Origin of the sequence: Nocardia sp. NPDC049526 (assembly GCF_044465765.1) — a bacterium.
Lineage (GTDB): Bacteria > Actinomycetota > Actinomycetes > Mycobacteriales > Mycobacteriaceae > Nocardia.
The window spans coordinates 143,792-156,084 of record NZ_JBITMA010000001.1; the positions used below are offsets into that span (position 1 = coordinate 143,792).

A 12,293-nucleotide genomic window follows, 5' to 3' on the forward strand; every position below is an offset into this window, starting at 1 on the left:
TAACTCAGCCACCACGGAGCGAGTCTTACGAGCGAGGTTCGCGGCCCGTCTCGCATCCGAGTGGCCGAAGCGCACGCGACGAAGTCGCAAGTCTCGGGCGCTCGGCCGCGAGACACAAGGGGGCCGCGAACGCAGCGCCACAGGCGCTGCAATTAGATCGATTACTCAGCCACCACGGAGCGAGTCTTACGAGCGAGGTTCGCGGCCCGTCTCGCATCCGAGTGGCCGAAGCGCACGCGACGAAGTCGCAAGTCTCGGCCGCTCGGATGCGAGACACAAGGGGGCCGCGAACACGCAGCGCCGCAGGCGCTGCAATTAGACAGAGCCCAAGCGCTCCTTCAGCGCCTCGAACTCGTCGCGCACGCCGGAGGGCAGCTTGTCGCCCACGAATTCGAACCACTCCTCGATGAGCGGGATCTCCTTGCGCCATTCGTCGGCATCGACGGCGAGTGCCTCATCGACGTCAACGGGGTCGACCTTCAGGCCCTCGAGGTCCATCTGAGCCGCGGTGGGCACATTGCCGATCGCGGTCGGCTCGGCCTGCGCCGAACCCTCGATGCGGCCGACGATCCACTCCAGCACGCGAGAGTTCTCACCGAATCCGGGCCACAGGAAGCGGCCGTCGCCACCGCGACGGAACCAGTTCACGTAGAAGATCTTCGGCAGCTTGTTCGCATCGGCGTTCTTGCCGACATTGATCCAGTGGTTCAGGTAGTCACCGACGTGGTAGCCCATGAACGGCAGCATCGCCATCGGGTCGCGGCGCACGGTGCCGACCTTGCCCTCGGCGGCGGCGGTCTGCTCGGACGACAGGGTCGCGCCCATGAAGACACCGTGCTGCCAGTCGAAGGATTCGGTCACCAGCGGGACCGTGGTCTTGCGGCGGCCGCCGAACAGAATGGCCGAGATCGGCACACCCTGCGGGTCGTCCCATTCCGGAGCCAGGATAGGGCACTGCGACATCGGCGTGCAGTACCGCGAGTTCGGGTGCGCGGCAAGGGTTTCGGTCTCCCGCAGGTACCAGTCGTTGCCCTTCCAGTCGATCAGGTGATCGGGCTCGCCCTCCAAGCCCTCCCACCAGACGTCGCCGTGATCGGTGAGCGCGACATTGGTGTAGACCGTGTTGCCCGCCTCGACGGTCGCCATGGCGTTCGGGTTCGAGCTGCGGTTGGTGCCCGGCGCGACGCCGAAGAAGCCGTACTCCGGATTCACCGCGTACAGGCGGCCGTCCTTGCCGAAACGCATCCAGGCGATGTCGTCGCCCAGGGTCTCCGCGCGCCAGCCGGGAACCGTCGGCTGGATCATCGCGAGGTTGGTCTTACCGCAGGCGCTCGGGAAGGCCGCGGCGATGTAGTACGCCTTGTTCTCCGGGGAGATCAGCTTCAGGATCAGCATGTGCTCGGCCAGCCAGCCCTCGTCATGGGCCATGGCCGAGGCGATGCGTAGCGAGTAGCACTTCTTGCCGAGCAGCGCGTTGCCGCCGTAGCCGGAGCCGTAGCTCCAGATCTCGCGGTCCTCGGGGAAGTGGGTGATGTACTTGGTGTCGTTGCACGGCCACGGCACATCGGCCTGGCCGTCGGCGAGCGGCGCGCCGACCGAGTGCAGCGCCTTCACGAACGGCTTGTCGGTGCCGAGCTTCTCCAGCGCGGCGGTGCCCATGCGGGTCATCACGCGCATCGAGACCACGACGTATTCGGAGTCGGTGAGCTCCACACCCAGCTTGGGGTCCTCGGCGCCGAGCGGGCCCATGCAGAACGGCACCACGTACATGGTGCGGCCCTTCATCGAGCCGCGGTACAGCTCGGTCATGGTGGCGCGCATCTCGGTGGGGTCGACCCAGTTGTTGGTCGGGCCCGCGTCGGCCTCGGTCTTCGAACAGATGTAAGTGCGGGATTCGACACGCGCCACATCGGAGGGGTCGGAGAGGGCGAGGAACGAGTTCGGCTTCTTGTCCTCGTTGAGCTTCTGGAATGTGCCCGCCGCAACGAGCTGGGCGGTCAGCCGATCCCACTCTTCGTCGGAACCGTCCGCCCAGACCACTCGCTCTGGTTGAGTGAGTTCTGCGACGTCCTGTACCCAGGCGAGTAGTTCGCTGTGCTCGGTCGGCTGCTTGCCGTCGGAATCGCGAAGACCAGGAATGGTCGCTGAGGTCATGAAAACTCTCCTGAGATGGGCGGTTCACGGTGTTTCCGCCTAGGCTGACCTTTTCGAGCGACCTGCGAGCAGTCGCTACGGCAAGGCCCATGACCAGCGCGAACACACCGAGCGCCACCGTTGGCGGGAAGGCACCCGCTACGACCAGTCGAAAGCGCGTCATGGCTGGACCGCGTACAAGGACGAAGCGGACGCCCAGGTTCCTGCTTAAGAGGTTAACGCGATGTGACGACCAGTACGGAATCGGGTTCCCCCAGGAGTACCCACTAAGTTACCTAATCAAAAGAAGTCCGATACCGGTCGAGGATGGCGATATCGCGTTCGCAGGCGGCGAGCTGCCCCGGTTGCTCGGCCGCGGCGCGGCGCAGTCTGGCCTCCAATTCGGCCACCTGACGGTCGATTTCGACGATTCGCTCGGTGCTCGCGCGCATGACGCGGTCCGATAGCGCGGTCTCCGATTCCACCAGCGCGGTGGCGACCCGCTGCTCCAATTGGGCCTTCACATTGACCAGCGCGTCGGAGACCCATTGACGGAGGTGCGCGCGATCGGCGACCTGGCCGCGGGCCCGCACCACCCACGCCGCCGCACCCGCTCCGAGCAGCAGCGTCACGGGTAGTACCGCGAAATTGAGGGCTTGCACAAGCGAGAACGGGGCGACCAGTAGGCGGCCGATGCCGACCCCCGCGGAGGCACCCAGCGCGATCATGAGGTGATCTTCGACACCTCGGTGCCTCGGCTCCGGATCCGGACCGACACGCGGAGCCGGATCGCGCCAACGCGGCGGCATGCCGCGGTCGTGTTCCGGCGCTGCGCCGAGGCGATCGGTGAGCTCGGACAGCCGCTGGTCGATGGTTCCGTCCACGGCGTTGGTCAGCTCGTTGACCGCCTGCTGTAAACGTTCGGGATAGCCGCCGAATTCGGCGCGGCGCAAACGGTCGAGGTCGCCCCGGGCGGCGGCATGCAGCGCGCGGACCCGGGCCCCGACATCGGTCATCAGATCGACCCTGGCCAGGTGCAGTTGGCCGCGCAGGGTGGACATGGCGGTGGCGCGGCCGCCGTCCCGTCCGGCGAGCAGCACGGCGCGTTCCTCGCGCCACTGGATCGGTTCCGCGCCGGAGCGCAGCACCGTGACCTGTTCGGCGACCCGTCGGCGGGTATCGGTCAACACGCGCGTGGTAACGGCGGCGACCCGGTCGTCGGATTCGGCGCCGGCCGTCGCCGCCGCGAGTTCCGCGTGCAGCGCGCCGAGGCCGGAGCGATCGAGCAGGCCCGCATCCCCCGCCGCCCGGCCCGCCACCGCGAGCCGCGCCGATACCGGCACGATCTCCAGATCGTCGATGCCCTGGGCGGCGAGCAGTTCGAGGTTGTGCGCCTGCACCGCGCGCCAATCCTGATAGGCGTGGATGCCGTTCATGGCGAGCAGGATCCGGGTGCCGTCGGCGCGCAGGCGCTGCACCACGTGCACAGTGTCCGCGCCGAGGGCGCTACCCGCGTCCAACAACATCAGCGCAACCGCCGACGGCGCATTACCCGACGGCGACGTGGTCTCCACCGCCGCGCTTGCATCGGGTACCGGATCCGAGAGTGGTATCCGCGGCTCGAACCGAGCCAGCTCGGTGCGCAACAGGCTCGTATTGGCGTCATCGGGCCCGATCAACGACACCGCCGACGCCACCCCGGTCCCCCGCACCGCGCGCAACAGCGCCGTCCCCTGCGGGTTCCACCGCGCGATGACTGCCTCGACCTCTGGAGCCAGCGAGCCCTTCTCGGGTGCGGATCGGCGTGGAGCAGTGGCGGATTCATCACGCTCGGGCGCACCCGAGGCCGACGGCTCCGTGCCCGCGGAACTCGGTTGCTCAGAGTCCGGCACTGCTCATCCGTTCCCATAGCCGGATGTAGCCGTTGTGCACGCGCAGGGCGGCGCGGCGAGCCGCAGGGGACATATCGCTGGAGACCACCGCGCGCCAGCGGGCGGCGCGGGCGAGGGCGTCGTCGGCATCGGACGGCGCGGGTGAGCGATATCCGGCGGCCAGGTGGGCGACCTCCGGGTAGGCGAGGCCCGCGCAGAGGCCGAGCCAGAGGGCGTCGTCGCCGAAGAGGTAGTCCTCCAGCATGTCCCGTGCGTTCGTGCCGTCGGCCGGGACGGCGCGGGCGGCGAGACGGGCCAGTTCGTCGAGGAGTTCGCCGCCGCGCAGTGCGGAGACCTGTTCATAGCGGCGGTGCAATAAGCGGTGCAGCGGATCGATGCCGCTGGCCGCATGCATGATCTGCAGCAGTGCGTGCGGACCCAGTTCGGGGTCTTGCCGCAACGCCGACAGCGCGCAGGTCACGCCGTACAGATCCCAGCGCTGCAGCAGTTCTTCACGCTCGGCGACATCCGGTCCAGCCGTTGCCGAGACGAACAGGTCGGGCGAAAGCGTGAGCGCCGGATCCGCGGTTTCGGCCAGGCGGCGCAGCGTGGCCATATCGGCCTCGCTCATCGCACCGGCCCTGGTGCGCACGGCCAGCGACGCGACCACCGGCAGCGTTACCGACCCGAGGCTGCCGCTGTACTGCTCGGCGGCGGCGACCGCATCACCCCACCGGGATCCGATGGCATCGGCCTTGTTCAGCACCGCGACCGTGCGCTCCGGCGGCAGTTCCGACAGAATCCGCCGATCCGCGGGCTGTGGCGCACCGGAGAGCACGTAGACGATGATGTCGGCGTCGAGTTCAGGATCGGCCACGCCCGGTTCATCGATCGGCGCCGTCTCCACCGCCGACATCAATGCCAGCGCATGCAGCACGGTGGTCCGCCCGGTATGCGCCCGCCCGGTCACCTGAATGCGCGGCGGCCGACGCCACCGCGCGATGGCGGTCCCCACCTGGCCCACGATCCGCGGATCGGCACCCGAGCGCAGCGTCGCGAGCAGGTGGTCGAGTTGGTCCAATTCCCGTGCGGGTCCGCCCGGTCGGATCCGGGGCCCCTCGGATTCGGTGGCTGTCGGCAAAGCTTCGCACCCCCTTTTCGGTGCGCCATTCTTGCAGACATACCGCGCGGACGGGCCGTAGCGACTGCTTGCAGGTCGCTCGAAAGGATCAGCTGGCGTGCAGGTCGGTCGAAAGGATCAGCTGCCGCTGAAGTATTTGTTCGCGGTCCGCACGGCCCAGTTCGGCGCGTATTTCGCGGCGGCCGCCAGTACCTTTGCCTGCGCTCCGATTTCGTAGTGCACCCGCGGCAGCCGTCCGCGCTTGCGGGTCGCGTCCCAGATCCCGTGCGCGACATCCTCGGCGGTCAGGCGCACGCCAAGCGATTTGGTCGTACCGGTTTCGACTCCGTCGACCATGGCGGTGGCCACGAACAGCGGCCACACCGCGATCACCCGGATATCGTGGCGCTCCCATTCGAGATCCAGTGCCTCGGTGAGGTTTTTGACCGCGGATTTGGTCGCGCCGTAGCTGGCGAGTTCGGGTTGACCGTAGATCGCCGACGCCGAGCACAGATTCACCACCTGGGCACCGGGCGTATCGCGCAGATAACCGAACGCCGCATGCGTACCCGCTATGACCCCGCCGAGATTGACGTCGATGATTGTCTGGTGGGTGGCCAGATCGATCGATTCGAACGAACCCGCGCGCAGGATGCCCGCATTGTTGACGAGGATGTCGAGCCGGTTCTCGTCACCGTTGAACTCCGCGAGACGCTCGGTCCAGTGCGTGTCGTTCGTCACATCCAGCACCCCGGTGCGCACACTGCCGTCGGCGGCGTGGATATCGGCCGCGAGCCTGGTCAGCCCCACCTCATCGATATCGTATGCACCGACGTGATACCCCTGTGCTGCGAAAAGTAGGGCCGTGGCCCGGCCGATACCCGCCGCCGCACCGGTGATGAACACAGTCGGTCTGCTCATGCGCGCAGTCTAGTGCGGCGGCAAGCCCCCTACCTCGGGGTTCCCACAGATGCCATGGTCACTTAATCTGGCGGGATGGTCGGCACCATAGACGGTGCGCAGCTTCGCTTTTCGAACATGCGGTGCGAGCGACGGGCCCAGAGGCGGTAGCTTGCGTAACCACGCAGGGCCCCGGGAGCGCCGCAATCGAACACGGCAAGCCGACCAGGCGGAATCCGTTCCGCTGGTCTCGATGAGGAGGTTGCCGTGACCGTCGATGTCATCGGTGCTGAGCCGGACGCGTCCGGCGATCGGAAGCCACTGCTACCCAGTAGCGATCCATTCCTCCGTCCACCGAAAGGTTTCGCGGCCCGTCCGGCGGGGACCATCCTGCGCAGCCGTCGCGTCGAACTCGCACTGTTCGGTCTGGTCCCGCAGCAGGTCTCGGCCTGGCAGCTGCTCTACCGCAGCTGTGACATGCACGGCAACCCGGAAGCGGCGGTCACCACAGTGCTGCTGCCGCTCGACGCCGACCCGAACGAAGACCGCCCGCTGCTGGCCTTCCAGACCGCCATGGACGCGGTCGCCGAGCGATGTTCCCCCTCTTACGCCTTGCGCCGCGGTTCCCACGCACTCGGCTCGGTCACCCAATTCGAATGGATGCTGGTGGCCAACGCGCTGCGCCGGGGTTGGGCGGTGAGCATCGCCGATCACGAGGGCCCGCACGGGAATTTCGGCGCGCCGCGCGAGCCCGGTTACCGCGGACTCGACGGGATCCGCGCGGCGCTGCGCTTCGCGCCGCTGGGTCTGCGCCCCGATACCCGGATCGCGGTCTGGGGTTATTCCGGTGGCGGTATGGCCAGTTCGTGGTTGGTCGAGATGGCGCCGACCTACGCACCGGAGCTCGATATCGTCGGCGCGGTGCTCGGCGCGCCGGTCGGCGATCCCGGCCAGGTATTCACCCGACTCAACGGCGGGCATTACGCCGGACTGCCCGCGATCGTGATCGCTGCGCTACGCAGGCTCTACCCGGCACTGGCCGCGGTATTCGACAGCGATTGCGATGACGAGGGGCTCCGGCTCATCGAACGCGCCGAACGGTCGACACCGTTAGCGGCGGTTCTCGGGCTCGTCAAAAGAGATGTCGGCCACCATCTGAGCCGTCCGCTCGCCGAGGTGCTCGCCGCGCCCGATATGCAGGCCATGCTCGACGACCTGCGCCTCGGCCACTCCACGCCGACCTGCCCGCTGCTGGTGGTGCAGCCGGTGCACGACCAGATCATCCATGTGGACGGCGTCGACGGCCAAGTCGAGCGATATCGCCGCGGCGGCGCACAGGTCACCTATGTGCGCGACCGGCTCAGCGAGCACTTCTCGCTGCTCCCGCTGGCCACCCCGATCAGCCTGGACTGGCTCAGCGATCGGCTCGCGGGAAAACCGGTGCACGAAGTCGGCGACAGCACGGTGTGGTCGGTCGCCGCCTCGCCCACGGGGGTGCGCGGACTGTGGGAAATGCTCGGCACCGCGGTCAAGGTGGCGCTGGGCAAGCCGCTGCGTCAGGAGACCGAGCCCGCGGCTCGAATCCCCCGCGTACGCGCCGCATAACTGTCCGTCGCGGGTAACCCGCAAGCGATCCGCTACGACCGCTTGCTGCCCGCATCCTGCGATGCTGGACAATGGAGCGCGTGAACGACGCCGCGAACCATACTGCCGAGTCAGTTCCCGGACCGCCGTCCACAGCTCCGGCTCCGGCGGACGGTGGATCCCGAAAGGGCTCGGGCTCTCGCCTGTACCCCCGCGTGACGAGCTTCCGCTCGCGCCGGGGCGCACTCACCGCGACCCAGCAGCAATCCTGGGATCGCACCTGGCCCGAGATCGGTCGCGATGTGGCCGACGAACCACTCGACGCCCCCGCCTGGTTCGGCCGCGACGCCCCGCTCGTCATCGAGATCGGTTGTGGGACAGGCACCGCCACCGCCGCGATGGCACAGGCGGAACCGCATCTGAATCTCATCGGCATCGAGGTCTATCAGCCCGGTCTCGCGCAACTGGTGCAGCGCATCGAGCGCGAGCAGATCGACAACATTCGACTGCTGCGCGGCGACGCCGTGGATGTGTTGGAAAACATGATTGCTGAGCAGTCGCTCACGGGCGTCCGAGTCTTCTTTCCCGACCCGTGGCCGAAGGCGCGACACCATAAGCGGCGGCTGTTGCAGCCCGCGACATTCGCATTGATCGCCAATCGCCTGCGGCCCGGCGGTGTGTTGCACGTCGCGACCGACCACGCCGACTACGCCGAATTCATCGCCGAAGTCGGCGCCGCAGAACCGCAGATCATCGGCCTGAACGAGACCACGGGCGGGGTCAGCGCCGAGCATCGCGACAGCGCGCCGATCGGCTTCGAAAGGCCCGTCACGAAATTCGAAGGCAAGGCACATCGCGCCGGAAGCGCCATCAACGAGTTCATATGGGGGAAGATCGGATGATGAGTGTCGGTGAGATGGCCCATGAGGTCGTGGATGTTGCCGGGGAGGTGCACGGAACCGGATCCGAGGTGATCGGCGCGGTTACGCCCGATGTGCGTCGGGTGCTATTGGTCTGGGACGCCCCGAACCTCGATATGGGACTGGGCGCGATCCTCGGCGGCCGCCCGACCGCCGCCTATCGACCGCGCTTCGACGCGCTCGGCCGCTGGCTGCTCGCGCGCACCGCCGAACTATCGGTGGGCAGCGTGACCCGGGTCGAACCGGAAGCGACCGTCTTCACCAATATCGCGCCCGGCACCGCCGATGTGGTGCGGCCGTGGGTGGAGGCGCTGCGCAATGTCGGCTATGCGGTCTTCGCCAAGCCCAAGATCGATGAGGACTCCGATGTCGACGCGGATATGCTCGCGCACATCGAGCTACGCAGCCGCGGTGCCGGGCTGGCGGGCATCATGGTCGCCTCCGCCGATGGCCAGGCATTCCGCGAACCGCTCGAACGATTGGCCGCCAACGGAATCCCTGTTCAGATACTCGGCTTCCGTGAGCATGCGAGTTGGGCCGTAACATCCGATACCCTCGAGTTCGTAGATCTCGAGGACATCCCGGGCGTGTTCCGTGAACCGCTGCCCAGGGTCAGCCTCGACTCGCTGCCCGACGAGGGAGCCTGGCTGCAGCCGTTCCGGCCGCTGTCGGCGCTGCTCACCTCTCGCCCTGCCCAAGGAGTCGCTTAGTGTTCACACGCTGGGGCGATCTGGTCTATCGGCTGCGCTTCGCCGTCATCGGCATGGTCGCGGCCGCGCTCTTGGCACTCGGCGGTTACGGCCTGGGCCTGGAAGACCATCTCAGCTCCAGCGGGTGGGACGATCCCACGTCGCAATCGGCCAAGGCGGCCAAGTTGTCCGACGAGGCGTTCGGACGTGATCACAACAGCGATGTGATCGTGCTCTACACCGCACCGGACGGTAAGACGATCGATGATCCCGAATTCCGGCAGAAGATCGTCGACAGCCTCAATTCGCTGCCGCGCGAACATCCCGATGAGATCTCCAAGATCAACGGCGCCTACTGGCAGACCGAGACCGGTCCGGCGTCACCGTTGACATTCGGTTCGAAGGATAAGAAGTACACCTTCGCCTCGATCGCCATTCAGGGCAATAACGACACCGATATGGTGCGCAACTTCCGGAAAGTGAAGGATGTCTTCGCCATTCCGGGCATCGATGTGCAGGTCGCGGGCCTGCAGGCGGTGGCGGGCACGCTGAACGACACCATGGCCGCCGACCAGAAGCGGATGGAGATCCTGGCCATCCCCGCGGTCGCGGTGCTGCTGTTCTTCATCTTCGGCGGTGTGGTCGCGGCGGCGCTGCCACTCATCGTCGGTGGTCTCACGGTGATCGGCGCCTGGGGCATCGTGCGGTTCGTGACCGAATTCACCGAGGTCAACTCGTTTGTCTCGCCGGTCGTTTCGATGATCGGTCTCGGTCTGGCCATCGACTACGGCCTGTTCATCGTGAGTCGGTTCCGCGAGGAACTCGCCGAGGGCTACGACACCCGGGCGGCCGTGCGACGTTCGGTGATGACCGCGGGTCGCACCGTGGTCTTCTCCGCGACGATGATCATCGCGAGTCTCGGCGGCATGCTGCTGTTCCCGCAGGGCTTCCTCAAATCGATCGCCTACGGCTCCATCGCAACCGTTACGCTGGCCGCGCTGACCGCCATCACCATCCTGCCCGCGATGCTCAGCATTCTCGGGTCGCGGGTGGATTTGCTCGGGCTCAAGCGATTCCGCAAGACCAAGACCGCGGAGGAAGTCGAGAACGGCTTCTGGGGCAAGTCGACCCGGTGGGTGATGCAGCATCCACTCAAGATCGCGATCCCGATCTGCATCCTGTTGCTGCTGCTGATCATTCCGGTCAAGAATCTGGCCTTCGGCGGTATCAACGAGCGGTATCTGCCGCCGGATAACGCGACCCGGCTCGCGCAGGCGAAGTTCGACTCGATCTTCCCGCTACGCAAGTCCGATCCGATCCAGCTGGTTTTCGTCTCCGGTAGCAGCAATGACGTCGGCAAGTTGTGGGCCGCGGCCAAGCAGGCGCCCGGCTTGAACGGCACCTTCGACGTGCCTGCTCAGTCCAACACGGACAAGGAAGTGTTCCGCACCAGCGCGACGCTGGCGGATTCGGAGAATCCAGATCCGACCATCGACTATCTGCGCTCCCTCGAAATCCCGGACGACGTGCAGATGTATGTCGGCGGACAGCCCGCGATCCAGAAGGACAGCATCGACGCGCTGTTGCACCGGATGCCGTGGATGATCGCGCTGGTCCTGTTCGTGACCACGTTGCTGATGTTCCTCACCTTCGGCTCACTGGTGCTGCCTATCAAGGCCGCATTGATGAGCGCGCTCGGATTGGGTTCCACGCTCGGCATTTTGACGTGGATCTTCGTCGACGGGCACGCCGCGGGCCTGTTGAACTTCACGCCGCAGCCGATCATGTCGCCGGTATTGGTGCTGATCATCGCAGTTATCTACGGTCTTTCGACCGACTACGAGGTATTCCTGTTGTCGCGCATGGTCGAAGCGCGTACGCAGGGGGCTTCGACGACCGAGGCGGTGCGCATCGGTACCGCGCAGACCGGGCGCATCATCACCGCCGCCGCGCTCATCCTGCTCGTCGTGACCGGCGCGTTCGCATTCTCCGATCTGGTCATGATGCAGTATCTGGCCTACGGCATGATCGCGGCGCTGTTCATCGACGCGACGATTCTGCGCATGCTGCTCGTCCCGGCCACCATGAAGCTGCTCGGCGACGACTGCTGGTGGGCACCGGCCTGGATGAAGAAGGTGCAGCAGAAGGTCGGGCTCGGCGAACCCATTCTGGACGACGAGCGTCCCGGCGGGGGTGAGGTCGTCGACCTGGTGAAGACCACGCCGATCACCGATCCGGTCACGATGCAGATGCCCGCGCTCACCGATAACGCCAGTACTCGGACGCGGTCACCGCGGCGGCCGCGCACGGTCGAGGAGATCGAGGCGGAGGCGCCGACCCAGCATTTCGCGAAGCTCCCGCCCGAACCACCGGTGCCGCCGCGGCCGGTTGTCACGCCGCACGATCCGACTCGGCCGCGGGCGAATTCGCCGCTGCACACGCCACCGCCTGGGCCGCCTGTGCCGCCGTTCGGACAGGCATCGCCTGCGCCGGGGTTGCCGCTTGCACCGGGGTCGCCTGCCGGGCCGCTCGGCCAGTCGGCGCCGCCCGCACCCGAGCCCATTCGGCCGCGGCCGATTCCGACGATTTCGGGAGCGTCCGAACCGACTCGTCCGATTCCGCCTGCGCCCACACCGACGCCTCCCCCTCCACCGGTTCAGCAGACGCCGATCCCGGCTTCGCACCAGCCGACCCACCACGCGGCATCGGAACGGCCCGCCCCGTCGAATGACGATGCCTCGGACGAGAACCGGAGCAGCATCGAAAACTGGATGGCCGAGTTGCGGTCCAATCGTCGCCGCATCGGCCAGCCCGACGAAGGCCGGCACCACAGCGCGGACGGGCGGACGGTCAGTGTGAACGAGCTGCTGCGGCGGCGGGATCGCGAGTAACGCCTTGCGCGGCTGCGGCTTTCGTTTCAGCACATCTCCGGAAGCAGCAACAGGCGCAGGTAGGTGTCGCTTCTCCAGACGCTGGTGTCATGTCGCACGCATTCTCGGCGAGTAGGCCCGGTGCGGCGACGTGGGCGGTCCGCCAAGCCGGTCATGCGTGCGGCTCGAGCCAAATCGGTTCCTCC

Annotated in this window: 8 protein-coding genes; 4 read left to right on the plus strand and 4 right to left on the minus strand. The window is 66.9% G+C overall.

What is annotated here, in order from left to right; translation table 11 throughout:
- Positions 1 to 315: 315 nt before the first annotated feature.
- The 4 genes from ACIBW7_RS00545 to ACIBW7_RS00560 form a co-directional block, all read right to left on the minus strand.
- Positions 316 to 2,154, minus strand: coding sequence for a phosphoenolpyruvate carboxykinase (GTP) (locus tag ACIBW7_RS00545; protein WP_397042718.1), 1,839 nt, complete (start codon positions 2,152 to 2,154; stop codon positions 316 to 318).
- Positions 2,155 to 2,429: 275 nt separating this feature from the next.
- The gene (locus ACIBW7_RS00550; protein WP_397042720.1) at positions 2,430 to 4,025 is read right to left on the minus strand and encodes a hypothetical protein; all 1,596 of its coding nucleotides are present in this window, start codon (positions 4,023 to 4,025) and stop codon (positions 2,430 to 2,432) included.
- Positions 4,012 to 5,145: a hypothetical protein gene (locus ACIBW7_RS00555; protein ID WP_397042721.1), complete on the minus strand. Its 1,134-nt coding sequence runs from the start codon at positions 5,143 to 5,145 to the stop codon at positions 4,012 to 4,014. Before ACIBW7_RS00555 ends, ACIBW7_RS00550 begins: the two co-directional genes overlap by 14 nt.
- Before the next feature lie 117 nt (positions 5,146 to 5,262).
- Positions 5,263 to 6,045, minus strand: coding sequence for an SDR family oxidoreductase (locus tag ACIBW7_RS00560; RefSeq protein WP_397042723.1), 783 nt, complete (start codon positions 6,043 to 6,045; stop codon positions 5,263 to 5,265).
- A gap of 246 nt (positions 6,046 to 6,291) precedes the next feature.
- On the opposite strand from ACIBW7_RS00560, the gene ACIBW7_RS00565 reads away from it, so the two are divergent.
- From ACIBW7_RS00565 to ACIBW7_RS00580, 4 genes are all read left to right on the plus strand, one after another.
- Complete coding sequence (locus ACIBW7_RS00565) at positions 6,292 to 7,629, plus strand: lipase family protein (protein ID WP_397042725.1); 1,338 nt, start codon at positions 6,292 to 6,294, stop codon at positions 7,627 to 7,629.
- Between the two features lie 71 nt (positions 7,630 to 7,700).
- Complete coding sequence (gene trmB, locus ACIBW7_RS00570) at positions 7,701 to 8,510, plus strand: tRNA (guanosine(46)-N7)-methyltransferase TrmB (protein WP_397042727.1); 810 nt, start codon at positions 7,701 to 7,703, stop codon at positions 8,508 to 8,510.
- Positions 8,510 to 9,238 (plus strand): NYN domain-containing protein, encoded by a 729-nt coding sequence (locus ACIBW7_RS00575; RefSeq protein WP_387287475.1) that lies wholly within the window; start codon positions 8,510 to 8,512, stop codon positions 9,236 to 9,238. The genes trmB and ACIBW7_RS00575 overlap by 1 nt, the downstream gene beginning before the upstream one ends.
- Positions 9,238 to 12,108, plus strand: coding sequence for an MMPL family transporter (locus tag ACIBW7_RS00580; RefSeq protein WP_397042729.1), 2,871 nt, complete (start codon positions 9,238 to 9,240; stop codon positions 12,106 to 12,108). The genes ACIBW7_RS00575 and ACIBW7_RS00580 overlap by 1 nt, the downstream gene beginning before the upstream one ends.
- Positions 12,109 to 12,293 lie beyond the last annotated feature (185 nt).